Origin of the sequence: Bacillus sp. V3-13 (assembly GCF_002860165.1) — a bacterium.
Lineage (GTDB): Bacteria > Bacillota > Bacilli > Bacillales > Cytobacillaceae > Bacillus_BJ.
Genome location: NZ_PGUZ01000081.1, coordinates 1 through 24,471 on the forward strand (window position 1 = coordinate 1; position 24,471 = coordinate 24,471).

General features: G+C 41.7%; 20 protein-coding genes and 1 riboswitch. Of the genes, 8 read left to right on the top strand and 12 right to left on the bottom strand.

Going from position 1 to position 24,471, the window contains the following annotated elements; translation table 11 throughout:
- Window positions 1-261 precede the first annotated feature (261 nt).
- The 6 genes from CU633_RS21145 to CU633_RS21170 form a co-directional block, all read right to left on the bottom strand.
- A complete protein-coding gene (locus CU633_RS21145) occupies window positions 262-930 on the bottom strand; it encodes a hypothetical protein (protein ID WP_101662539.1) in 669 nt (222 codons plus the stop codon).
- 1,137 nt (window positions 931-2,067) lie between these two features.
- On the bottom strand, window positions 2,068-2,496 hold the full coding sequence (locus tag CU633_RS21150) for a dUTP diphosphatase (protein ID WP_219620983.1): 429 nt from the start codon (window positions 2,494-2,496) through the stop codon (window positions 2,068-2,070).
- 33 nt (window positions 2,497-2,529) lie between these two features.
- Entirely contained in the window at window positions 2,530-3,480 is a 951-nt protein-coding gene (nrdF, locus tag CU633_RS21155; protein ID WP_101662541.1) for a class 1b ribonucleoside-diphosphate reductase subunit beta, read from the bottom strand.
- Between the two features lie 17 nt (window positions 3,481-3,497).
- The gene (nrdE, locus tag CU633_RS21160) at window positions 3,498-5,681 is read right to left on the bottom strand and encodes a class 1b ribonucleoside-diphosphate reductase subunit alpha (RefSeq protein WP_101662542.1); all 2,184 of its coding nucleotides are present in this window, start codon (window positions 5,679-5,681) and stop codon (window positions 3,498-3,500) included.
- Window positions 5,650-6,039, bottom strand: coding sequence for a class Ib ribonucleoside-diphosphate reductase assembly flavoprotein NrdI (gene nrdI / locus CU633_RS21165; RefSeq protein ID WP_101662543.1), 390 nt, complete (start codon window positions 6,037-6,039; stop codon window positions 5,650-5,652). The genes nrdE and nrdI overlap by 32 nt, the downstream gene beginning before the upstream one ends.
- Window positions 6,039-6,272, bottom strand: a complete 234-nt coding sequence (locus tag CU633_RS21170; protein WP_101662544.1) for a glutaredoxin family protein — start codon at window positions 6,270-6,272, stop codon at window positions 6,039-6,041. The genes nrdI and CU633_RS21170 overlap by 1 nt, the downstream gene beginning before the upstream one ends.
- A 257-nt stretch (window positions 6,273-6,529) precedes the next feature.
- Window positions 6,530-6,715, bottom strand: a riboswitch (cobalamin riboswitch).
- A 608-nt stretch (window positions 6,716-7,323) separates the two neighbouring features.
- Between CU633_RS21170 and CU633_RS21175 the strand changes: the two genes are divergently transcribed.
- The 3 genes from CU633_RS21175 to CU633_RS21185 all read left to right on the top strand — a co-directional run bounded on the left by CU633_RS21175 (window position 7,324) and on the right by CU633_RS21185 (window position 11,278).
- Complete coding sequence (locus tag CU633_RS21175) at window positions 7,324-9,636, top strand: glycoside hydrolase family 65 protein (RefSeq protein ID WP_101662545.1); 2,313 nt, start codon at window positions 7,324-7,326, stop codon at window positions 9,634-9,636.
- A complete protein-coding gene (gene pgmB / locus CU633_RS21180) occupies window positions 9,629-10,303 on the top strand; it encodes a beta-phosphoglucomutase (RefSeq protein ID WP_101662546.1) in 675 nt (224 codons plus the stop codon). Before CU633_RS21175 ends, pgmB begins: the two co-directional genes overlap by 8 nt.
- A 207-nt stretch (window positions 10,304-10,510) precedes the next feature.
- On the top strand, window positions 10,511-11,278 hold the full coding sequence (locus CU633_RS21185) for a 3-hydroxyacyl-CoA dehydrogenase (protein ID WP_101662547.1): 768 nt from the start codon (window positions 10,511-10,513) through the stop codon (window positions 11,276-11,278).
- A 94-nt stretch (window positions 11,279-11,372) separates the two neighbouring features.
- Here the strand turns inward: CU633_RS21185 and CU633_RS23470 are convergent, their stop codons facing one another.
- Complete coding sequence (locus CU633_RS23470) at window positions 11,373-11,483, bottom strand: hypothetical protein (protein ID WP_257959216.1); 111 nt, start codon at window positions 11,481-11,483, stop codon at window positions 11,373-11,375.
- A 323-nt stretch (window positions 11,484-11,806) separates the two neighbouring features.
- On the opposite strand from CU633_RS23470, the gene fdhF reads away from it, so the two are divergent.
- From fdhF to CU633_RS21200, 3 genes are all read left to right on the top strand, one after another.
- On the top strand, window positions 11,807-14,764 hold the full coding sequence (gene fdhF, locus CU633_RS21190) for a formate dehydrogenase subunit alpha (protein WP_101662548.1): 2,958 nt from the start codon (window positions 11,807-11,809) through the stop codon (window positions 14,762-14,764).
- Complete coding sequence (locus CU633_RS21195; protein WP_101662549.1) at window positions 14,757-15,299, top strand: DUF1641 domain-containing protein; 543 nt, start codon at window positions 14,757-14,759, stop codon at window positions 15,297-15,299. Before fdhF ends, CU633_RS21195 begins: the two co-directional genes overlap by 8 nt.
- 74 nt (window positions 15,300-15,373) lie before the next feature.
- Window positions 15,374-16,636, top strand: a complete 1,263-nt coding sequence (locus CU633_RS21200) for an L-lactate MFS transporter (protein WP_101662550.1) — start codon at window positions 15,374-15,376, stop codon at window positions 16,634-16,636.
- Between the two features lie 129 nt (window positions 16,637-16,765).
- Here the strand turns inward: CU633_RS21200 and CU633_RS21205 are convergent, their stop codons facing one another.
- The 4 genes from CU633_RS21205 to CU633_RS21220 all read right to left on the bottom strand — a co-directional run bounded on the left by CU633_RS21205 (window position 16,766) and on the right by CU633_RS21220 (window position 21,487).
- Window positions 16,766-17,281 carry a PTS sugar transporter subunit IIA gene (locus tag CU633_RS21205; protein WP_101662551.1) on the bottom strand — a complete coding sequence of 172 codons (516 nt, stop codon included), beginning with the start codon at window positions 17,279-17,281 and terminating at the stop codon, window positions 16,766-16,768.
- 164 nt (window positions 17,282-17,445) lie between these two features.
- On the bottom strand, window positions 17,446-18,216 hold the full coding sequence (locus tag CU633_RS21210; protein ID WP_101662552.1) for a MurR/RpiR family transcriptional regulator: 771 nt from the start codon (window positions 18,214-18,216) through the stop codon (window positions 17,446-17,448).
- 114 nt (window positions 18,217-18,330) lie between these two features.
- Complete coding sequence (locus CU633_RS21215; protein ID WP_101662553.1) at window positions 18,331-19,686, bottom strand: 6-phospho-alpha-glucosidase; 1,356 nt, start codon at window positions 19,684-19,686, stop codon at window positions 18,331-18,333.
- A 205-nt stretch (window positions 19,687-19,891) separates the two neighbouring features.
- Window positions 19,892-21,487 (bottom strand): alpha-glucoside-specific PTS transporter subunit IIBC, encoded by a 1,596-nt coding sequence (locus CU633_RS21220; RefSeq protein WP_101662554.1) that lies wholly within the window; start codon window positions 21,485-21,487, stop codon window positions 19,892-19,894.
- Between the two features lie 652 nt (window positions 21,488-22,139).
- On the opposite strand from CU633_RS21220, the gene CU633_RS21230 reads away from it, so the two are divergent.
- Both CU633_RS21230 and CU633_RS21235 read left to right on the top strand, forming a co-directional pair.
- Window positions 22,140-22,586, top strand: coding sequence for a hypothetical protein (locus CU633_RS21230; RefSeq protein ID WP_101662555.1), 447 nt, complete (start codon window positions 22,140-22,142; stop codon window positions 22,584-22,586).
- A complete protein-coding gene (locus CU633_RS21235; RefSeq protein ID WP_101662556.1) occupies window positions 22,574-22,861 on the top strand; it encodes a YxcD family protein in 288 nt (95 codons plus the stop codon). Before CU633_RS21230 ends, CU633_RS21235 begins: the two co-directional genes overlap by 13 nt.
- Window positions 22,862-23,174: 313 nt before the next feature.
- Here CU633_RS21235 and CU633_RS21240 read toward each other — a convergent pair whose 3' ends face one another.
- A complete protein-coding gene (locus CU633_RS21240; protein ID WP_101662557.1) occupies window positions 23,175-24,143 on the bottom strand; it encodes a nuclease-related domain-containing protein in 969 nt (322 codons plus the stop codon).
- Window positions 24,144-24,471 lie beyond the last annotated feature (328 nt).

Consider the following 24,471-nt stretch of genomic DNA (forward strand, 5'->3'; position numbering starts at 1 on the left):
AAACTACCGGATTTCCTCTAAACAAAAAAGGACCGGGCATGGTTTTCGCCCGGTTTTTCTTAATACTAATTCCAAAATACGCAGATGTTTCAGTGGCTCAGATGAAATAAGGCGTTTTTCTTTTCTATACTAAATTAACAGTTATCTAGTTAAAAACCAAAGAACCAAGAAAACAACCATTAGAATTAACCAGAAAGCGATTTGATATATACCAGATTTATTTTTCTTATTCATTTTCTTCCACTCCAGTAACTAGCTGACTTAGCAGGCATTCCAAACCGTAGGAATAGTCGAACCCCAAAAGTATCTTACATTTACTCCACATCCTTTATCTCTACTTATAAATAACCATGCTCCGAATGTCGCAATAGCAGTAGCAAGGGATGCAAGCCATCCCGGTGGAGTAACCCCATAGTAAATCATTGTTGCAATTAAAGCAGCATTAACTCCTGCAACACCAGCACCGTATAACAAAATATTGCTTTTAAACTTTTGCACGGCTGCATGAGAGAACCAAATTACTGGACCGTGCCAAGCTATAGATATTCTGATATTTCTATTAAGAGCCATTGTACCAATAGCCGTCGGAGTTTCATTGCCAGTATCATTATATTCTAAAGTAGTTCCATCTAGCGATGTTGTCATCCTATTAATTTCTCTTCTAATATTGGTATTTGTATCTTTAATTAATCTTATCGCTTCTAAATATGCCTCAGTGCTTAACTCGGTACTCGCCTCTGGCATCAAATAATACTGTTTGTCTTCATTAAGTACAACAAAGGGGGAAACTTGATCAATAAAACTTTGTTCGGCAGGTGGAATTTCAATCTCTTCTGCTTTTACAGCAGCTCCCCAAGGAGTTACAACTGTTATTGTCATTACCAAAGCTAGAACCATCGAGATGAAACTAAGCCTTTTTTCTTTGTCCATTTAAAACCCTCCCTAAAATAAATTAATTTACAATTATAAATATTCTATTTATGTAGTTGTAATTCCTGTAACAAAATTGTAGAAATTTAGAAAATATTAATCGATAAGATACTTCACTATTTTACAAAACTTAATTCTTCAATAGTGTGCGGAACAAGTGTTCAGTGATAATGTTGAAGCAAAGTAATGTGCTTAAGATCTTGGTTCGCGTATCTAACAAATGGACATATATAATGCAACCAGAACTAGTGAAATGCTGAGGGAGTTGGGCAGCCACGACTAGGCAAGGAAATAGAGTAATGCCAAACTTCTTTAGATCAGATGTTACTCATAGTGCTGGAACTTGTTGGAATACAATCAATGAAAACTAATAACATACTTTCCAATACTTATCGGTCGTTGTTTTTTTATAGAATCTTCATTACCCGATCATTCTTGATGGGCATCCAAAATTCTTAACAGTTAGCTTTACTTAAGTAGGGGCGGAAATCCCAATCAAAGGAATAGCCTTCAGTCACGACAACGCGCCGTGACGAGGCATATAGCTTAGGTTAACGGTCCTTTCCTGAATAGGTGGTCCGGATCTGCGTGATGTCCTCACGATCCTTAGATAATATGGTTCTATCCATGATGGAGATTTGTTGTTTCATCGTATAATGAAGAAGAATTTGGCAGCGATGTTTATTATATTTATGATATAGATCATAACCGATATTATAAAGTATTAAAGAGAACTATAATAAAACAAAAATAAGTTACGCCACCACTGGGATTTTGGTCCTGATCTTTTGCTCAAATAAACAAGATTAATAAACTAGGGGCTGTCGGACTACAAACATACCGCTTATGAGCAAACAACAAATTGCGGGATAATAAAAAAAACTGTGTGCAAGACATAATTCAATCTCCCTTCCTCCAGTATCGAAAACCAGGAAAGGGAGACAAGTTGTAAAAATAGCCAGGCTGACTATTGAAATGCTTGGTCGTGTCCATAGCCAGGCAAAAGATCGGTTATGTAGAGCGCTTGAATCAGTTAGGTAGTTTCAAAGGCATAGCTTCTCCTCAATTTAAAAGGCCGGGGCAAACGAACCACCCCCGGCCTTTCTTAATGACCTTATACCACACCGCAAAATTTCCCTACTTTGTTCCGGTTGAGCCGTGACCGCCACGATCTTCATTCCCCAGTTGCTGCACTTCTTCGAATTCAATTTCAGGCATTTTCTCCATGATCCTGAATTGGCATATGCGCTCTCCAAACTCGATTTTAGTATCACGCAGGGCATAAGCCGGGATGAACCATTGGTCATTGTCACCTTTGTATGATTCATCAACTACTCCCATTGAGTTCGTTGCAATGATCCCATAATTCTTAAATGTGCTGGAACGGGGGACAACGTGCGCTTCGAAATTATTTGGCAGCTCCATCGCTACGCCTAAAGGAATCAGGGTGAACTCATCTTTTTTTAGTTCAACCGTTTTAGCCGCCCGCAGATCGATCCAATCCCCCTTGTCGATTTTGGTGATTTTGGGCAATTCTTTATTAAAGTATTTTATTCTGATTTTCAGTTTCTCTTCCATTTTTCCACCATGTACCTTCATTTAATAGTCATAGTCTTCGTCATTCATTTGTTCGACAACAGACATGAGATATCCGTTTCCAACAGCGGAGAAGAAGTCATGATTCGTTGTTCCAGTTGATAAACCATTAATAACGATAGGATTGACATCATCAGCCGTATCATTAAACAAAGGGGATAATCCTAAATTCATCAATGCCTTGTTGGCATTGTAGCGAAGGAAAACTTTTACATCCTCTGTCCAGCCGACTTCATCATAAAGGTATTCCGTATATTTCACTTCGTTTTGGTACAGTTGGTACAGCAGGTTATAAGTCCATGCCTTGATTTTTTCCTGCTCCTCGGGAGACAGTTCGTTAAAGCCCAGTTTAAACTTGTAGCCAATATAACCCCCGTGCTGGGACTCATCCCGAATGATGAGTTTGATCACTTCGGCAACGTTCATCAGTTTTGACTTTCCTAAATAATACAATGGTGTGTAAAAGCCGGAGTAGAAGAGGAAAGACTCCAAGAACACGCTGGCTACCTTCTTCTCAAGCGCTGTTCCACTTTGATAAATTTCATCAATAATATTAGCTTTAATCTGCAATGTTTCATGCGTTTCCGACCATTCAAAAATTTCCCGGATTTCTTTATTCGTATTTAATGTACTGAAGATGGAAGAGTAACTGCGTGCATGCTCGGATTCCATGAATGCAATATTATTCAAAACGGCAATTTCGTGCTTTGTCCTGGCATCCGGTTTCAAGGCATCAACGCCAACTTCCGATTGAAGTGTATCCAGCATTGTCAAACCAACAAAGACACGTTCCACCAATCGCTTTTCATTATCGGGCAGGTTGGTCCAATCCGCTTTATCCTTTGATACAGGCATACGGGTTGCCAGCCAGAATTGCTCGGTCAGCTTCTCGTATGTTTTTTTATCCATGATATCTTCCAGTGCATTCCAATTTATCGCTTTGTATTTATTCATATCTGAATCATTTCCTCCTAGATTGAGCACGACTCGCAATAGTTAGCCCCAACTTCATCTCCATCATCGGTATATGTCCTTATATAGTAGACCGATTTAATTCCTTGCTTCCATGCGTAATTTCGCAGGATGTTTAAGTCTCTTGTCGTTTTCTTTGTTGGATGGTCACTATTTGCTTTCCATTCATACATGCCTTCCGGAAGTTCCGACCTCATGAAGAGGGTCATGCTCAATCCCTGGTCAACGTGCTTTTGTGCTGTAGCGTAAATATCAATGATCCTGCGCTGATCAATGTCATATGCTGACTGATAATATTTAATCGTTTCGTCTGATAGATAAGGTGCTGGATAATAAACCTTCCCGCGTTTCCCTTCTGTTCTTTCTTCAATGCGCTGAGTGATCGGATGAATCGATGCAGTCGCTTCATTTATATATGAGATTGAACCTGTAGGCGCAGTGGCAAGCCTGTAGGCATTGTAAATCCCATGCTTCTGGACGGATTCTTTGAGCCGTGCCCAGTCCTCTTTTGTAGGAATCGGAATATGGGCAAACAACTCTGCCACCTTAGGGTGCTTAGGCGTATAGTCTGTTTCTAAATAATGATCAAAATATTCACCTGTCGCATACGTTGATTTTTCAAACTCATAGAATTTCTCGCCCGTCTCGATGGAAATATTATTGCTTTCCACTAAAGTCCAGTAGTTTAGCAGCAAGAAATACAAATCTGTTATTTCGATTGATTCAGGTGAACCATACATGATCTGGTTCTTGGCAAAGAAACCATGCAAGTTCATCGCTCCCAGGCCAACGGAATGATACATGTCATTCCCATTTTTGACTGTAGGAACTACATCGATATTTGATTCATTTGATACGTATGTCAATGCACGCAGCATTACCCTTACCGATTTTCCGAAGTCCGGTGAAGCCATTAGGTTGACAACGTTAGTGGAGCCCAGATTACAGCTGATGTCATTGCCTAAAAACTCATAGGTTTGGTCGTTGCGAATGATTGATTCTTTCATAATCTGGAAAATTTCCGTACAAAGATTGCTCATCACGATTCTTCCGTTGATGGGATTGGCATTGTTAGCGGTATCGATATTAATGATGTACGGATAACCACTTTCATTTTGCAGGTTACTAATCTCTGTCTCAAGTTCACGTGCCTTGATTTTAGACTTGCGTATATTAGGGTTGTTAACCATATTCTCGTATTCTTTTGTGATATCTACATGTGAGAATGGAATCCCGTATTCTTTTTCAACATCATGAGGTGAGAACAAATACATATTTGCATTAGCCTTAATCAGCTCATAAAATTTATCCGGCACTACTAATCCCAGTGACAGAGTTTTGATGCGCACTTTTTCATCTGCGTTTTCTTTTCTTACCGATAGGAAGTGGACAACATCCGGGTGGAAGATGTTTAAATACACAACACCTGCCCCATCTCTTGCGCCGCTCTGATTGGCATAGGAGAAAGCATCCTCAAACATTTTCATTACCGGCACAACACCATCTGCAAGGCCGTAAACTCCTTTAATTGGGTCATTGTTTGCCCGGATATTGGAGAGGTTAATCCCGACACCGCCGCCGAGCTTTGAAAGCTGCAGGGCAGAGTTCACCGAGCGTCCAATCGAATTCATGTCGTCTGATACGGTCAGCAAAAAGCATGAAACCATTTCTCCGGCACGTTTTTTGCCAATATTCAGGAATGTAGGAGTCGCAGGCTGATAACGCTGGTTAATCAATTCATCTGCGAGGTCCAGTGCCAATTGCTCATCCCCGTTTGCCAGCGCCAATGCGTTGAAGGCAAGCCTGTCTTCAAAACGCTCCAGAAAGCGCTGTTTATCATCAGTTTTTAGGGCATATTGCTGATAAAATTTATAGGCACCCATGAATGAGCGGAACCGGAATTTATGCTTATAGATTTTCTTGAATAATTGTTTAACAAATTTCCTGTCATATAGATTGAGGAAATCTTCTTTTATGTAATTGTTTTCGATTAAATAATCCAGCTTCTCATCCAATGTGTGGAAGAACACTGTATTGGGATTCACATACTCCAGGAAGTAAGCTTTGGCAGCCTCTTTATCTTTATCCAGCTGTATCTTGCCGTTTTTCGGAATATTGAGCAGGTTATTCAATGTAAAATACGTATCTTCTTTAACTTTGAGGCTGAGTTCTGGACTCTTCAATCTTTAACACTTCCTTCTTAAATTGCTTTTTCTCTTTATCGGTACCGCTGAATTCAAATTTAAAGATCAGCGGTTTGTGATATTTCTTTGCTAAATCCACTGCATTAAAACAGTAGCTATTGTCAAAGTTTTTATTTCCGCTTCCAACAAAACCTCTTAAAAAGTCAATATTATTTCCATATTCAATAAAACTGCTGATCACTTCTGTAATATCATCATCATAGGTTGGGGCAATCACAATATATTCTTCATTAACCCGTATAAGGGGATTGGCATAGTTCAATTCTATTGATTCCATGCCAACCTGCTGTACAAAGCTTCGTACGTTACCCGTTAATGAAAGATAGACTACTAACATTATTTCTTTAACGCTTGTAATTTATCGGGTTGAAAGCCTGTGAAAGGTTCTTGCCCCTCTACAACCACTACAGGCATTTCGCGCAGCCCCAATGTATTTACCACGAAGTCATATGCCTTTTCATTTTCTTCTACATTGAATGTTTCAAATTCGATCCCTTCGCCGTTTAAAACATTTTTTGTCATATCGCACTTAGGGCAGCCATTTTTAGTGTATACAGTTACAGAACTCATTTCGTAATCTCCCTTTTTTCATATTTGTTAAATTTAACATTTAAGGGTCTGCTTTTTGAAGCGTTTTGTTTCTGTTAATTTTTTAACTCCATATTGTTATAGGAAGTTATTCCATTTTGATTAGCTTGAAGCCATTTTTTCAAGATTGCATTCAATAAAAAACCGCTCATTGAATGATGAGCGGATAGGACGAAGAAGAATGCAGGTTATGTTAAAATAACCTTTTCCTCGCCCTATCCTCTCAGCTCCCGAAGAAGATAGTACGTATAAAAAAGGCAGGTCTCCTGGCTCATGCTTCACTTTACTTTAAGTTCCTTCCCATGAGAGCTCTCACAGTGGATACACTTATTTCATCAGCATTTACAGTTGCGGGGACAGCTCCGGACTTACACCGGATTCCCTATTATGTCGAAGCTTTCGACACCTTTTTCACTGGAAAAACACAAAATATTGAATTGTTAATTTATAAACATACTATATATAGTGATGTAAATCACATTATAAAGTGAAAAGACAAAATTCGCAAATGAAATTTCTCGATTTTTTTAAAAAAATTTTAAAACGGTACTTAACCTGGATATAGAAAAAGCGATCCAGCAACTCCTGGACCGCTTTTCGATTACAACTTGAATTTCCGTATAAAAATTTATTTAAATGATATAATTTGCCGCGGTGATATTCCACTTGATGGTTTTAACCTAAACGACGAAAGCCCTGCCTCTCTTTCGTCCTTACGGCTCCGAAGCCGATCCAGTGTGAATAAGTTTTGCTATAAAACAAAAGCAGAACGCCTATTTTTCTTACATATCATTTCTTCAATTATTAATTCAAGAGGGGCGAATTCCTACATTATACATTGTATTATCTTAATTTGCAATAGTTTTTGAAAAAATCTCTGCACATAATTGCTGACAAAGGTTCATAGATGTTTATAAATGGGTATAGCGCAAATTTTTTCACGCAATATACACGGTTGATCCGCCCAGGGATATGAAATCATGCTATAATTAGTGCAAACGTTTGCTCAACTTGGAATAGGAGAGATAGAGCTATGAAAAGACTATTCGAGATTGATAGCTGGAAGATCATTGAAACGAAATTGCACAAAGAAGATGTTCGCTTGGCTGAGAGCATCATGAGTCTCGGAAACGGCCATATGGGCATGAGGGGGAACTTTGAGGAAGCTTATTCGGGTGATTTTCATCAGGGCTCCTATATCGCCGGTGTTTGGTTTCCGGATAAAACCCGTGTCGGCTGGTGGAAAAACGGCTATCCCGAGTATTTTGGCAAAGTGATCAACTCTGTGAATTTTATCGGCATTCGCCTTTTTCTTGACGGGAAAGAGGTTGACCTGAATCAAGCGGAAATAAAAGAGTATTATCGCGAGCTGGATATGCAGCATGGCGTTTTGACCAGGAAATTCACGGTGATCGAGGATGAGAAAGAGACACTGGTTGAAACGGTAAGATTTTTGTCTATTGCCGAAAGAGAATTAGCGGTGATCCGTTACTCTGTGACAGCCATCAATTATGAGGGCACTGTAACATTTATGCCGGCCCTCGATGGTGACGTGCGAAATGAAGATGCCAATTATGATGAGGATTTTTGGTATGAGATTGATAAGAATGCAACAGAATACGAGGCGCATCTTGTAATGAAAACGAAGGATAATCCGTTTGGAACACCTACTTTCCAGGTAGCAGCAACCATGAAGCTGGATATCAATGGGACGGTTACCAGGCTTGAAGTCAATATAGGCAACGAATATGTAGATAACGTGATTGAGGTAAAGGCTGAACAAGGAAAAAGAATTGACCTTTTTAAATATGTAGCGGTGACAACCGACAGGGATCATCAAGCAGATCGTCTTGTTGACAAAGCCCGTGAAGTTTTAGAGCGGTCGCTGAAAAAGGGGTATGAAACCATTCTTGATGAACATAGACAGGCATGGCTGCAGCGATGGGAAAGGGCCGATGTTGAAATATCAGGTGACGATGAGGCACAGCAAGGAATCCGCTTCAATTTATTCCAGCTGTTTTCAACATATTATGGGGAAGATTCGCGCTTAAATATTGGCCCAAAGGGGTTCACCGGCGAAAAGTACGGCGGTGCGACCTACTGGGATACCGAAGCCTATGCGCTTCCTTTGTATTTAGCGACCGCTGAACCCAGCGTTGCCCGCAATCTTTGCATCTACCGGCATAATCAACTTGAAGGCGCTTACCATAACGCCCGGAAGCAGGGTCTAAAAGGTGCGCTATATCCAATGGTGACGTTTACGGGGGTTGAATGCCACAATGAGTGGGAAATCACCTTCGAGGAGATCCACCGCAATGGGGCAATCGCCTATGCCATTTATAATTACGTCAACTATACCGGTGACCGCAGCTATCTCCATGAATATGGAATTGATGTATTGACCGGTATCGCCCGCTTTTGGGCCGACCGGGTTCATTTTAATAAAAAGAAGCAGCTTTATATGATTCATGGTGTTACCGGGCCGAACGAATACGAAAATAACATAAACAATAACTGGTATACGAACCGGATTGCGGTGTGGACGCTGCGCTATACTCTTGATGTGATCGATTATTTACGGAAGAATGGCCATTCGGCAAAGCTGCAGGAATTGGAGATTAACGAGACAGAAATGCTTGAGTGGCGGCAAATTGCAGAGAATATGTACCTTCCGTATGATGATGAGCTTGATGTGTTTGTGCAGCATGATACGTTTTTAGACAAGGACTTGATGACAGTAGATCAGCTGACGCCTGACGACAGACCGATTAATCAGAACTGGTCCTGGGACAAAATTCTGCGCAGCTGCTTTATTAAACAGGCTGATGTTTTGCAAGGGCTTTATTTTCTGAATCATGAGTTTTCGATTGAAGAAAAACGGTGCAACTTCGAATTTTACGAACCAATGACCGTCCACGAATCCTCCTTATCACCAAGCGTTCATGCCGTGTTGGCAGCTGAGCTCGGAATGGAGGAAAAAGCTTACGAAATGTACAATCGGACCGCCCGCCTTGATCTCGATAATTACAATAACGATACGGAAGACGGCCTTCATATTACCAGTATGACGGGCTCGTGGCTGGCGATTGTTCAAGGCTTTGCCGGGATGAGGACCGCGAATGAAACATTGTCATTTGCCCCGTTTATTCCGAATGCCTGGGACCGCTACAGCTTTAACATTATTTATCGAAGCCATGAAATAAAAATAGAAGTAACAAAGGATGAAGTGATGATTTCACAGCAGGGTCCCAAGTTGCAGATGTTGCTCTATGGCGAACCGAAGACGGTTTTAGCGAATGGGAAGCTGACTGTGCCTCTTAACGGCAAAGGAGATCGCCATGTATAAATCGCTTGAGGCTGTTATTTTCGATCTTGATGGAGTTATTACCGATACGGCAGAATACCATTACTTGGCCTGGAAAGCGCTCGCCGATGAGCTTGGAATTCCGTTCTCCCGCCAGTTCAACGAAGAATTGAAAGGCATTTCCCGCCTTGAATCGCTTGAAAAAATTCTTGTTCATGGCGGGCAACAAGCCCGTTTTTCGAGAGAGGAAAAAGAGCAGCTGGCCGGTAAGAAAAACGAACATTATTCAATGTTGATTCAAAAGATTACACCCGCGGATCTGTTGCCGGGGATCCGCCAATTCATAGCAGATACCAAAGCGGCAGGCGTAAAGAGCGGAATTGCATCAGCCAGCAAAAACGCGATGACTGTCCTTGAAGCTCTAGGCATCAAGGAGCAGTTTGATATCATTGCCGATGCAGGAACAATCCGGAACGGGAAACCAGATCCGGAAATCTTTTTGACAGCTGCGAAGCTGCTCGGGGCCCAGCCATCCGCCTGTATTGGTATCGAAGATGCAACAGCAGGCGTTGAAGCAATAAAAGCGGCGGGAATGTTTGCCGTTGCGATCGGTCCAGAGGAACAGTTTAAGAAGGCGGACCTTGTCTACAGCAATACTGCTGAATTATTATTTACAGACGTCGCCAAAAGATACCGATTTTCCGAATAACCACCAAAGCACCAGGAGCTATGTTCCAGGTGCTTTTTAAATGGTCGAAACCCGGGCTCAATCAGACTAAAGGCTCGAACCGCTTTTTTTAAAAATATAGGCTCATATATGATTATTTCTTTTGCGAAAATTATCTGAATAATTGAAAATGTGATTAGTGATGATTTTTTAAGAAGAAAAATTCGAGACCGGGCAGGAGGAGAACGGATGGAGATCAAGGAAAGTATTGCGGTTGTAACGGGCGGTGCTTCAGGACTTGGGGAAGCGACGGTAAGAAACATCGTTGAAAAAGGTGGAAAGGCTTTAATACTTGATCTTTCTGAAGAACGGGGGAAAAGCCTTGTAGCGGAGTTGGGAGAGAGAGTCCTTTTTGTCAAAACGGATGTCACCGATGAACAGAACATTGCTTCTGCATTGCAGCAGGGGATTTCAGTATTTGGCTCTATTAACACCGTCATTAATTGTGCGGGGATCGCAACCGGTGAAAAAATACTCGGCCGGCATGGAGTCCACCGGCTCGATACGTTTTCGCGGGTAATCTCAATCAATCTGGTTGGAAGCTTCAACGTGATCAGGCTTGCGGCCGAACTTATGGTCAATAATGAACAAAACAAAGCGGGTGAAAGGGGAGTCATCATCAATACTGCTTCAGTAGCCGCCTTCGAAGGGCAAATTGGCCAGGCGGCCTACAGTGCCTCAAAAGGGGGAATTGTCGCGATGACCTTGCCGATTGCCAGAGAGCTGGCCGCATATGGAATCCGCGTCATGGCGATTGCTCCCGGCTTATTTCATACACCCATGTTTGATACTCTTCCAGAGCAAGCACGGCTGTCGCTAGGTAAAATGGTGCCGTTTCCTTCCAGGCTTGGCGAGCCGCGGGAATACGCGAGGCTCGTAGAAAGCATTCTTGAAAATCCAATGTTGAATGGGGAAACGATTCGCCTTGACGGTGGTATTAGGATGCAGCCCAAATAAAGGAAAAAGAATGCTAAAGCGTTCGGCAGAGGCCTTGCGAAAAACGTCACTAATCAAACCGAAAGCAGCCGGATGCCGGCTGCTTTTGCTGTAACTATCTTGGGTAAGGTGAAGATCTTTTTGCTTTCCGGTTGTTTATGATTTTTTTAACAATTGGATAAATGACAGGAGCCCATTTAATGGCGGTTCTGATTAATCTTTTCATGACGGCCTACCTCCTAGTTTATTATTTCTTATATTCCCACGATTTCAGTGGAACAAACCTAGAAGAATACGGCAGAAACAGGCATGACATTGGGTTGCATGCCAGTCCAACTGTAGCCAACAACCCGAATCTTCACAATTTCCTCTATTCTATATTGGAAAATCCGCTACCTTCCTTTTCCATTCCAATTTTAAGAATTCAACAACATTTTCTAACACCACGACTGACTTTTTAAGGTTTGACGATAAAAACGTTAGGGTAGTGGAAATCTGAGTAACTCTTTAATTGAACGATTAATTAATAGAGAGAAAGGATGAAGCGATATGTCAGACACCATCAGTGTGAAAATCAACGGTGTAGACGTAACAACTAAGGGAGAGCAAACGGTTCTGCAATTTCTGTCCGACAGCTCGATTGAGGTTCCTGATGTTTGCTACCATCCGAGCCTCGGGCCGATTGAAACATGCGATACATGCATTGTTGAAGTGAACGGCGAATTGGTCAGAGCCTGCTCCACGTTGATAAACGGCGGGGATGTGATTGATACCGTTTCCCCAGAGGTCCGCGAAGCACAGGTGATTGGCATGGACCGGATTTTAGTCAACCATGAGCTTTATTGTACGGTTTGTGATTATAACAACGGGGGATGTGAAGTACATAACACCGTTAAAGAAATGAAAATTAATCACCAGAGCATTCCTTTTGATCAAAAGCCATACCAGGTTGACCGTTCCCATCCATTTTACCGGTATGATCCTGATCAATGTATTCTTTGCGGACGCTGTGTTGAGGCCTGTCAGGATGTCCAGGTTACTGAAACGTTGACGATTGATTGGGAGCGGGAGCGTCCCCGCGTCATTTGGGACAATGATGTGCCGATCAATGAATCTTCCTGTGTCTCATGCGGGCATTGTTCAACGGTTTGTCCATGCAATGCAATGATGGAGAAGGGCATGGAGGGTGAAGCCGGCTATATGACTGGCCTTGATCGGGATACGCTGCGCCCGATGATCGAGATCACGAAAAATATTGAAACTGGTTACGGCTCGATCCTCGCGATTTCCGACATGGAAGCAGCGATGCGGGAAGAGCGGATCAAGAAGACGAAAACAGTTTGCACATATTGCGGGGTTGGCTGCAGCTTTGATATTTGGACGAAGGGCCGGAAGATACTCAAGGTCGAGCCGCAGGCAGAAGCCCCGGCGAACGGAATCTCCACCTGTGTGAAAGGAAAATTTGGCTGGGATTACGTAAACAGCGAAGAAAGGCTTACAAAGCCGCTGATCAGGGAGGGTGACTTTTTCCGGGAAGCGGAGTGGGAGGAAGCATTAAGCTTAATCGCCCGAAAATTCACGGAGATTAAGGAACAACATGGCCCTGATGCCCTCGGTTTTATCAGCTCATCCAAATGTACAAATGAAGAGTCGTACTTAATGCAGAAGTTGGCAAGGGCAGTGATCGGCACCAATAATATCGACAACTGTTCAAGATACTGCCAGACGCCGGCAACGATGGGGCTGTTCCGCACAGTCGGTTATGGCGGTGACTCCGGCTCAATTAAAGATATTGAAATGTCTGAGCTTGTACTCATTATCGGATCGAACACGTCCGAGTCCCATCCCGTTTTAGCAACAAGAGTAAAACGTTCCCATAAGTTAAAGGGGCAAAAGCTGATCGTTGCAGATTTGCGCAAGCATGAAATGGCAGAGCGTGCTGATTTATTCGTCAAACCAAGCTCAGGTACGGATATTGTCTGGCTGTCAGCTGTTACAAAGTACATTATCGACCAGGGCTGGGCTGATGAAAATTTTATACAAATGAGAGTCAACGGCATGGAAGAGTATAGGAGGAGCCTTGAAGTCTACACACTGGAATACGCAGAAGAAGTGACGGGAATCTCAAAAGAGAATCTGATCAAGATGGCAGAAATGATCCATAACGCAAGCAGTGTATGTGCACTATGGGCGATGGGGGTTACGCAGCATCTTGGCGGCAGTGATACTAGTACGGCTATTTCAAACTTGTTGCTGGTGACCGGTAACTACGGTCGTCCCGGTACCGGTTCATACCCGCTGCGCGGACATAACAATGTTCAGGGCGCAAGTGATTTTGGCAGTATGCCGGACCGTTTCCCATCGTACGAAAAAGTCACCGATCAAAAGGTTCGTGAGAAATATGAAAGAGGATGGGGCGTGAAGCTGCCGGAACACCCTGGCCTCAACAACCATGAAATGGTCGCCGGCATTCATGCAGGTACGCTCAAAGCATTGTATGTAAAGGGCGAAGAGATGGGAATTGTCGATTCGAATATCAATTATGTGCATGAAGCTTATGAGAAACTAGATTTCTTTGTAGTTCAGGATATTTTCTTCTCAAGAACTGCCGAGTTTGCCGATGTCGTCCTTCCGGCAAGCCCAAGCCTTGAAAAGGATGGCACTTTTACCAATACAGAACGGAGGATCCAGCGGCTGTACAAGGTTTTTGAACCACTTGGAGATTCCAAACCGGACTGGCAAATTATTATGGAAATCGCCAATTTACTCGGTGCCGGCTGGAAGTATGAACATCCAGGCGAAATCATGGCCGAAGCAGCCCAGCTTGCCCCGCTGTTTGCCGGTGTAAGCTATGAACGCCTTGAAGGATATAACAGCTTGCAATGGCCGGTTGCTGAAGACGGGACGGATACACCGGTCCTGTTCCTTGATGGCTTCCCGTTCCCAGATGGGAAAGCCCGGCTTTTTCCGGTCAGTTGGACGAAGCCGCTCGGTTTTGGTGAAGAGTATGATCTGCATGTCAATAATGGACGATTGCTTGAACATTTTCATGAAGGCAATATGACGTATAAATCAGCGGGAATTTCGGAAAAAACACCGCGCGTATTTTTGGAGATTTCTCCTGAACTTGCAGCGGAAAGAGGCTTGAAGGATGGCACGCTTGTCCGCCTGTCCTCGCCATATGGAAATGTCAAAGTGCAATGCCATATTACCGACAGGGTCAGCGGAAAAGAAGTATACCTTCCAATGAATGATGCAGGTGACGCAGCCATCAACCTATTGACGAGCAGCTACGGGGATAAGGATACAGATACTCCTGCGTACAAAGAAGTACAAGCGAAGCTTGAAGTTTTAAAAGAAGAAGGTATTAATCCGCTGCCAAAAATCAATCACAGGTATGGAAATCCACAGCCGCAAATTGGTGTCCAGGTTCAAAAGAAATGGGCCCGCCGCGATTATATTTTCCCTGGCGATCTTGTCAAAAAGGAGCGGAAACAGCATGGCTAAAGCGATTAAAAACATTCATCGCATTGAAGTGAGTGCAGAAGAGAAGCGTAAAAAGGATTTGCGCGAGGTTGAAGATGCTCTGATCGACAACAAGGAGGCGATCCTCGAATCGCTCAAAGTTCTTCACCATATGCATGAAAGGGGTATTCTCTCCGTCTTAAACGGCCTTTTGGGGCAGGGGGACAAGGTCCTGAACATTCTTGTAAAAGCAGCTGACAAGCCGGAAAACACCAACGCCATCAAAAACCTGTTATTAATGGTTGGAACTCTCGGGATGATTAATGTCCAACAGCTCGAGCCGTTTTTATTAAAAGTTGATGCCGGAATCGCCAGAGTGGCCAAACACGCAAATACAGAAGAAAAAACAAGTTATTTTGATCTTGTCGGCGTATTGAAGGACCCGGAAATCAACCGGGCTGTTACACTGCTTTTGCACTTCCTGAAGGGAATGGGGCAGGATACGGAGAAGCTCGAACGGAATACTGATGATGCTTCTCCAGCCCAGCAGCAAAAATACGGAGAAACCCTTGAATGACAACCGGATTTTCAGGGGCAGGCATGCTGGCGTCTGCCCACTGAATTTCATTAAAAAAAGGAGATGGAAGGAATATGGCGAAAACAAAAAACCGCTGGCTTATCGCCGCAGCGGCAGTCGGCATTCACATTTCAATCGGTTCGGTTTACTCCTGGAGCGTCTTCACAAACCCGCTTCGAGATGCGCATGGCTGGGGACTTAGCGAAATTTCATTGACCTTCAGTATTGCGATTTTATTTCTCGGCTTGTCTGCGGCCTTTATGGGCCATTTTGTCGAGAGGCATGGGCCGCGTAAATCAGGAATCATTTCGTCCATTTGCTTCGGCATTGGCCTGATTGGAGCCGGATTTGCAGAAAGTATTGAATCCCTGTATCTCTTATACTTTTTTTACGGGGTGCTCGGTGGAATCGGGCTCGGAATTGGTTATATTACCCCGGTATCTTCACTGGTTAAGTGGTTTCCGGACAGGCGCGGCCTGGCAACAGGACTTGCCATTATGGGTTTCGGGTTTGCCTCGTTAATCGCCAGTCCGATTATTGCGGACCTCATTACGAATATCGGCATTGCCAACACCTTTTACCTGCTGGGCACCGTTTATTTTGTCGTCATGATTGCCTCGTCCCTTTACCTTGCTCCACCGCCACCAGGATGGCTTCCTGAAGGTATGGCGGAAGAAGAAACGAAAGACAAAAGAGTGGCAGACCTTTCCCAGCTAACAGCCAATGAAGCCGTAAAAACGGTTCGTTTTTGGGCGCTTTGGGCGATGCTGTTTATCAATGTTACATGCGGAATCGCGGTCATCTCTGTCGCATCGCCGATGGCACAGGACATTGCCGGATTAAGCGCGGCTGGCGCGGCAACAATGGTTGGAATTATGGGCTTATTTAACGGATTCGGGCGAATTGGCTGGGCGTCCATTTCAGACTATATCGGCCGCCCCAATGTTTATACAGCCTTTTTTGCGATTCAAACCGTGGCGTTCCTGTTGCTTCCGACCACAACAAACGCCCTATTGTTCCAACTGCTGATTTTTCTAATCCTGACGTGCTATGGCGGCGGTTTTGCTTCGATTCCCGCTTATATAGGCGATTTATTTGGAACAAAGCAGCTCGGCGCGATTCATGGTTATATCCTGACCGCCTGGGCGGCAGCTGGACTTGTTGGGCCCATCCTCGTCTCCTGGATCAGGGAAACAACAAACAGCTACACATTAACTCTCTATATTTTCGTGGCAGCCTTTGTCGCCGCTCTCGCAATTTCACTGCTGATTCGGGTCAATATTAAAAAAATCAGGGAGAGAAAGGGGCAGCGGCAGGGGAATTTGGTTAGCCAGTAGATGATGGTAAGTATATGTTATTACTTGTGGTTTAATTTTTCTCGCTATCTATCAAGATAAGAGAGACCTATCCTTGAATATCGGAATGGGTCTCTATGTATTTATAAACTTTTTTCATTTATGGAGTTCTTAAACAGATGCTGCACTGCTATTTTTTACATGACATTTTGCTATGATTTCCCCGCATTTGATATCACGATTAACGACCTGTTCGATATCTTGTACCCTATCCATGTTGGTAATAATAATCGGAGTCACAATTTCTTTATTTTTCTTTTCTAAAAACTCCAGGTCGACATTTAATAATACTTCACCAGCTCGAACGGGCTGGTTATTGCGGACGATCACTTCAAAGCCTTCTCCGTTTAGTTCTACTGTTTCCAGACCAATATGAATTAGAATTTCCAAACCCTTATCAGAACGAATCCCGATTGCATGTTTAGTAGGGAAAATTTGAATGATTCTACCGTTAACCGGAGAAACAACCTTCCCATTCTTCGGAATAATTGCGAAACCATCTCCCATCATTTTTTGTGCGAACACTGGATCCGGTACATCATCCAATGGGATCATTTCTCCGTCTAAAGGAGCAGTTATTTCTTCTGCCTCATTATATATTTTTTTGCGAAACAAACTGTTCAACATGTTGCACCCTTCTTTCATGGATTCGTCATTTTATAAAAAACTGTAGCTCATAAAAATGATCGGCACTGCATAAAAAATGTAAATTGTCAATTTGAAAAAACGTTTACTATCATTTGAAGACCGGAAATTGTAAGAAGGTATCAACCATTCCTGGATTCTCATCATTATCCCTCATGTATTTTATTTTGGTTATTTTCAAATTCAATATATTTACTTAAAAGTGCTTCTCCAATAATAAAGAAAGAAGCAAAAGTATCTATTTTAGTTCCGTCTCTTAATTCGCTCCTTGAGCTATTTGCATATAAGTTGTGCGGGGTCATTCTGGCTAAGCGGTTATTTTTCAAATTAGTAATTGAGATAAATGGAACACCTTTTGCGACCAATGATTGGACTGCCGGAAAAATAGAGGGTGTATCACCCGAAAAGGATATAATAATCATCACATCGTCCAACGTTAGGTCAGAAAGCACCATTTCTAGTTCTGTTTGGGCTTGAATTACATGTAAGTATTTTTTGAGTGGGAGAAACATTCGTTGCAAATCAAAAGCACAATTCAATTGCGCTGTACCTGTACCATACACAAAAACTCTTTCGGCTTGTTGTATTAACGCGCATATTTCAGTAAAATCTTTTGTCTTGATGTATTTCAATGTTTCAAGAATGTCGTTATTTAAAAGCTCAACTCCGGTTTTTTGTAATTTAGGATCGCCTTGATCCTCCCATTTTAAAAAAACACGAAATTCACTATAGCCGCTGAAGCCTAATTTTTGGGCTAATCGTAATATGGATGACCGAGATACATTGCATTTATCTGCTAAAGAGTTGATTCCCAGGTCATAACAAGACTTTTTATTGTTAAGAATATACTTTAAAATGTGGAAATCATTTTCATGTAAATCGTTGTAATGTTTATTAACCAGCCCTTCAATCTTCATAGTATCCCCTCCTGACTATATTTTACTAAAATTCTATTCTTTAAAATATACAGAAGGGAAATGAAACAAAAAGTACAAAGAATGATATTTGTACTTTTTGTTTCATCCTTAAAATTAGCTTATCACAGGAACGGCCTCTTCTTTGTGCAACTCAGGCCAGAAATCTTTGTTTGCTGCGATTAAATCATCCAAAATTTCTTTTGCCACTTTTGCACTTGGAACAGTTCTGGACAAAGTTATTGCTTGCCATAATCTCTGGTACGATTGAGTCGCCCATGCTTCAACGGCTAATTTTTCAACAGATACTTGCTGTTCCATTAACCCTTTTTGGAATTGAGGAATTTCCCCGATTGATAAAGGCTCAGGACCCTGGCTGCCAACAATACAAGGTATTTCTACCATTGCAGTTTGATCAAAGTTAGAAATTGCTCCCTTGTTCTCAACAATTAACAGCATTCTTTCTTTAGTGTTGTAGGCGATTGCACGGGCCAGGTCGACAATATAGGAAGCATGTTCATCGACGTGAAGAGCACAGCCTTTTGTTGTTTGATTATCAATCACTTTTTGGCACTCTGAAAATACGAATTTTTCCCGGCCGTCCATGACTTCATTCGCTCTTGTATATTCCGGGTTCGAGTGTTCCACTACGTAATCGGGATAGAAGTAATATTTTAAATAAGTGTTTGGCAAAGTTTCAGGATCCACTGCAAACACGTCCCGCGCTTTGGCGAACGTATCATTCCAACTGGCTTCAACATGCTGGTTATCACCGCCATTATTTACAACATACCCATATTTCGAAACATGTGCTTTCAACCTTGGCATTAAATCATTGCCATTTTTATCACGAATATCTGTCCACCAGCCGAAGTGGTTTAAACCGTAATATCTGATCACCATTTCCTTGCGGGACTCTATTCCGAGAATTTGAGCCATATGCGTTTCAATCCCGACTGGCATATCGCAAATATTTAACACCTTTGAATTAGGGCGTAAGCGCCGGGTGGCTTCAGCGACTATTGCAGCAGGGTTGGAGTAATTTAATATCCATGCAGCAGGAGAGTACTTTTCCGTATAATCAATGATTTCTAATACTCCGCCAATTGAACGCATACCGTAAGCGATTCCACCTGGTCCGCACGTTTCCTGGCCAACTACTCCATGTTTTAATGGGATTTTTTCATCTAATTCGCGCATGGCGTATTTTCCAACTCTAATATGGGCCATGACGAAATCAACATCTGTAAACGCTTCTTCTGGATCGGTTGTGGCGAGAAATTCAATGTCCGGAGCTTGTTCTCTTAAAATAACTTCACATGCACCCGCAATAGTTGCCTGGCGCGCACCATCGTTATCGTAAAATTTTAGCTTTCGAATCGGGAATTTATCTAAATTATCGAGCAGCATTAAGACAATTCCCGGTGTAAATGTACTTCCCCCGCCTGCAATTACAATTGAAAACTTTTTCATTGATTTCTTCCTCCTCGTTAACGTTTTCATTTTTTTTTATAACAAATTGGATTTTCTTTCACAATGCAATCTAAACATTCCGGTCCTCATCACGTTTTCTGTTCCTTTTCCCATCAGCTAAGAATTTTCCCAGTCTTTGATACTACTTTAAATCGAAATAATAATTAGCTTAATTCATCCTATAGGAAAGAAGATTAGTTCCCCATCAAACTATTTTTTTACTATCCTCTTCAAGTATTTTTTCGAATTGTTCCCTAACTTGTGGAACCGACAAGCCAACAATCACTTGAATGGCTTTTCCATTGCGAACAATTCCATGGGCATGTGCAGACTTGAATGCGCTATCAGAAGCTACTTTCGATTCATTAATAACACTGACACGAAGACGGGTTGCACAATTGGTGACATCTGCTATATTCTCTGGTCCGCCAAGAGCTGCTAAAAACTGCCTGGCTTGAACAGTATATCCGTTTCCCGTATTTTCCTTGGACTCTTTCATGGCTTTATAGTCAGCTTTCGAGTATAGCTTGCTTTCCTCCTGGTCATCTTTTTCCCGTCCTGGAGTTGCGATATTAAATTTTACAATCAGATAACGAAATACGAAGAAATAGATAACCGTAAACACTAAACCGATAATCCACTGAGTTATATAAGTACCGCTATGGTATTTAAAGAGGGGAATCCAGTTAGCACTGGCGGTTTCTAAAAGTCCGCCCCCCATGTTTCCAGCGGCACCAAAAGCGTACATGATGGCTGACATCGAAGCTGCCAGAAATGCATGTGCAGCAAACAACATGGGAGCAATAAATAAAAATGTAAATTCAATTGGTTCTGTGATACCTGCAACAACAGAAGTTAAAGCCGCAGATATTAACAAACCGGATACAAGCTTCTTTTTCTCAGGTTTAGCCGTCATATACATCGCTAAAGCAATACCCGGGATCCCAAAAATTTTCGACATCCCGTGTAAAGCAAATCCGCCTTCCGGGAACATCTCTTTTAGTGATTGGGCAGATGTTGCGTATTCCGGGAGATGCTCAATCCAATATTTTGCAATACCTCCTTCTACTACCGCCGGACCAAAAATAAAAGGCCCATAAATGAAATGATGCAAACCGGTTGGAATCAGGATGCGCTCAAGGAATGTGTACAACCAGACCCCAAAGACTCCTGAACTTGATAAAAATCCTTGCAATGATGCGATGCCATGTTGAATAATCGGCCATGTAACCGAAGTTAGAAAAGCTGCCGGGAGCATGACTAAAAATGCAATAATAACTACATATGATGATCCCTGAAAAATACCACGGAAATCAGGTAATTTCTTATCGAAATAGCGGTTATGCAAAGCAACGACTATTGCTGAAATCAAGATCGCCCCAATAATGCTTGTATCAAGTGTTTTAATTCCTGCAATCGTTGTTAATCCGCTGACACCGCCAACTTCCTGGCTGAAATCAACTCCAAAGGAGTCGCCCCAAATAGTTAAAATCGCATTGATAAAATAATTGAAGGTTAAATAAGAAACAAGAGCTTCCATACAAGCTCTGGCGTGTGCTTTTTTTGCCAAAGCAATTGGGATTCCGATTACAAACAATAAAGGAATCTGCCGAAAAATCGTCCAGCCGCCTTCTTCAATAATCGTCCAGAATTTATACCAGATTCCATCCGGATTGGCCAGTGCCCCCATTATATCCGGGTTTTTAAACAGGATCGTTAAACCAACGACAATACCAGCAAACGGGAAAAGTAAAACTGGTACGAACATCGCCGCCCCAAAACGTTGGATTTTTTGCATCATGGACATCCACTCCAATTTCAAATTTTTGAATTTAAAAGGCTTAGATGAACTAAAAGACTTCAAAATGATACATCTTAAGATTTTTTGTTAGCGCTAACAATTTAGTTATAACAAACGAATTTTTTTACAACAATGCCTTTCAAACAAACTGATCGTAATCACTCTTTTTGATACTTTTCTCAAAAGGCGGAAAAATTCTCACGCTAAAAAAGCATTAACATACACAGTTTTATTCCTTGCAATTATCAGAGTTATAATTGATGACAGCGATGCAGCAATATAATTGACGTTTTTACTCATTGATTTATCATTTCCCGAAAGAAGACTTCCTCTTCAATCGTGTGAAGGGTGCAGCCCAGTGATAAGGGGGAGATGAATTTCGGCTAGGCGTAAGCCTCGAGGGCTTTTCTTTTGGCTCTTATCAGCACATATGGTATATTTAATCTTAGTTGTGCATTTTTGAAAGCGTTGATGAACTTTGATAACTCACTATTTGAGTGGGCTTTAAACAAAATAGTGATTCTATTAAACGCTGCCCTTGAGAGCATAAAATTATGGGTGATTAAATATCAATTAAGCAAAAACATGAAACATATTTTAATTTGCACCGTATATAGATTTATACCTACTAAAATAATGGAGGAATTCATACATGAAAAAGATCATAGCTGCTTTGCTTTCGACAGCACTTATATTCGCGCCTGTAGGAAATGTGATTTTCCAGGACCATGCTACAACTGTGGAAGCAAAATCATACAAATCAGGCAAAAGAAGCTTTAACAATAATACGAACACGACAAACAACAATTCATTTTTCCAAAATAAAAAGTCGGATACTTCGACAACAAAAAAACCTGCTGCCGCTACCAATACTAAAGGCGGATTTATGTCAGGCGGACTAATGAAAGGCCTCATGTTTGGCGGACTGGCAGGATTATTGTTTGGCAGCCTGTTTGCCAATATGGGAATGCTCGGTTCTATCTTAGGGTTAATGATTAATGTTCTGGCAATTGTCTTTCTTATTTCGATCATTCGTAAAATTTTCTCCTTCTTTATGAATAAAAAGAGATCCGAGGCAACAAATTCATGGAGAAGTTAATCCTTTCGGAGCAAGAAATTATAAATGCCATTTGCGTTTATATCTCCCGCAAAAAAAAAGTAAAGCCTGAAGATGTTGAAGTGGAGCTTATGTATGATGATGATTATGGGTTTTCTGCGGAGGCATTTGTTGACTGCCGGAAACAAGTACTCATTACCGGCAACTTAATTGAGGCCATCCGATTATGGCTTGATGAATTTTTGAACCGGGATCCTTACGCCGGCATCAAGCTTGTGCTGGATGACGAAGAAGGAATTATTGCACAGATCGCATAAACACAGACTTATCTATATGAATAAATAAAAAACTCATCCTTTAACATCCGGATGAGTTTTTTCTATGTCAAATTAATTGTCTAAACTTTCACTTGAGATGAACGGATTTGTGCATGATTACTTTGTTGAACACATAACCAGTTCTTGTTTGTGAGCAATGGGAATCTATCTTAGCGGATTTTTTCCTTTTCACCTTCAGCAGCTTATCGGATAATACCGGGATAAATGTGAAGGAAATAATGATAGAAGTAAAATTTACAGACCATATCCGAAGGCCGATTCATCTTATGACTGAAATCACAAGTGTTCTCGGCTATTTCATAAATGGAGAATAGTATACTCGTGCTTTTCCTGTACCAGAATGAGGTATAGCTAAATTGGTAAGTAATCTTTTGGTAATGTGACGGGAGTTCAGATGAAGAAATGAGCAAATTTGTTGATTAGTTGCGGTTGAGTTAATTAGAAGAAAATAATCATTGATAGCCTGAACATGAGCATCAGGTAAATGATTGTGACATGACGGACAAAACCATTTCCTTGTCTCATAAATCATGGGAAGGAAGAAACATGAGGGACACTGCACACCAGTAAGTACATCTCTTTGATTGATATCATAACTCTTCAGTATCTCGATCCTTTGGAAACTATGTTTTTGGAGTATGAGTCGTGATATTTTTCTCATGCTCTTGTTACAGATTTGCTGCTGAGTGTATCTTCCTTTCAGTTCCGCCATCTTATCGAGTAATTCTGCGCTATGAACTACTTTTTTTAACCATTGTGAATTGCCAGGCCCCCGTTTAATAACGGTGGATGGGTTGCTTATCACAACAAGATATTCAACAGGTATTTCGTAAAATTTATGATCTGCTAACCATATTTTAAATTCATCCCGTTGCTGTCTCGCCTGTAACAGTGGATTCGGAAATCCTTCCTCCTTCTCATTTGCAGTACGGATAAGCTGATGGAAATCATTATCAAAGTGTAATGTACCAGATATATTCTTAACCTCCAGAATTAAAGCGTAATATGGAGAAATTAAGAGTGTGTCGATTTGGAAGTAGTAATTGTTATTCAGGAGTCTAACATCATGAAAAATCATATAATCTTTGTGGGGAAGCTTATTTAGAGGAAAGTCGAGAGATTGTTCACCGCGGTAGCCTGCCATTCTTCTTGCCAGATCTTCTTCAATTTTAGGCCGCTTCGAGTGATTTTTGGGTAGTCTGCGTAAAAGTGCTCGATCCATTTCAATTCTTATAGGTAGGTTGCGTTCTTTTATAACCAATATAAATCGCTCCTTTTATTATTTTATTGATATATTCTGCTGAAATTAGTTGAATCCTGCTTCCCAGAGAAGGGTTTTGAATATTGTTTAATATTATAGCCACAAAGACCACTGCGATTTTAAATAATAACTCATGAACCAGTAATTTGCTCTGAAGTTTTAATATTTATAGTCAACTTGAGATGTCAGCTCAGAATTTACGAGCGGAACTAGAGATTTACGAGCGGAACTAGAGATTTACGAGCGGAACTTGGGATTTACGAGCGGAACTTGAGATTTACGAGCGGAACTTGAGATTTACGAGCGGAACTTGAGATTTACGAGCGGA

Excerpts from the sequence above, each read along its gene's own strand:
- CU633_RS21205 (WP_101662551.1), bottom strand. The coding sequence starts at position 17,281 with ATGTTGAACAGTTTGTTTCGCAAAAAAATATATAATGAGGCAGAAGAA.
- CU633_RS21210 (WP_101662552.1), bottom strand. The coding sequence starts at position 18,216 with ATGAAGATTGAAGGGCTGGTTAATAAACATTACAACGATTTACATGAA.
- fdhF (WP_101662548.1), top strand. The coding sequence starts at position 11,807 with ATGTCAGACACCATCAGTGTGAAAATCAACGGTGTAGACGTAACAACT.
- CU633_RS23470 (WP_257959216.1), bottom strand. The coding sequence starts at position 11,483 with ATGAAAAGATTAATCAGAACCGCCATTAAATGGGCTCCTGTCATTTAT.
- nrdI (WP_101662543.1), bottom strand. The coding sequence starts at position 6,039 with ATGTTAGTAGTCTATCTTTCATTAACGGGTAACGTACGAAGCTTTGTA.
- CU633_RS21195 (WP_101662549.1), top strand. The coding sequence starts at position 14,757 with ATGGCTAAAGCGATTAAAAACATTCATCGCATTGAAGTGAGTGCAGAA.
- CU633_RS21200 (WP_101662550.1), top strand. The coding sequence starts at position 15,374 with ATGGCGAAAACAAAAAACCGCTGGCTTATCGCCGCAGCGGCAGTCGGC.
- CU633_RS21185 (WP_101662547.1), top strand. The coding sequence starts at position 10,511 with ATGGAGATCAAGGAAAGTATTGCGGTTGTAACGGGCGGTGCTTCAGGA.
- CU633_RS21215 (WP_101662553.1), bottom strand. The coding sequence starts at position 19,686 with ATGAAAAAGTTTTCAATTGTAATTGCAGGCGGGGGAAGTACATTTACA.
- CU633_RS21230 (WP_101662555.1), top strand. The coding sequence starts at position 22,140 with ATGAAAAAGATCATAGCTGCTTTGCTTTCGACAGCACTTATATTCGCG.
- nrdF (WP_101662541.1), bottom strand. The coding sequence starts at position 3,480 with ATGAATAAATACAAAGCGATAAATTGGAATGCACTGGAAGATATCATG.
- CU633_RS21220 (WP_101662554.1), bottom strand. The coding sequence starts at position 21,487 with ATGATGCAAAAAATCCAACGTTTTGGGGCGGCGATGTTCGTACCAGTT.
- pgmB (WP_101662546.1), top strand. The coding sequence starts at position 9,629 with ATGTATAAATCGCTTGAGGCTGTTATTTTCGATCTTGATGGAGTTATT.
- CU633_RS21145 (WP_101662539.1), bottom strand. The coding sequence starts at position 930 with ATGGACAAAGAAAAAAGGCTTAGTTTCATCTCGATGGTTCTAGCTTTG.
- CU633_RS21175 (WP_101662545.1), top strand. The coding sequence starts at position 7,324 with ATGAAAAGACTATTCGAGATTGATAGCTGGAAGATCATTGAAACGAAA.
- CU633_RS21235 (WP_101662556.1), top strand. The coding sequence starts at position 22,574 with ATGGAGAAGTTAATCCTTTCGGAGCAAGAAATTATAAATGCCATTTGC.
- CU633_RS21170 (WP_101662544.1), bottom strand. The coding sequence starts at position 6,272 with ATGAGTTCTGTAACTGTATACACTAAAAATGGCTGCCCTAAGTGCGAT.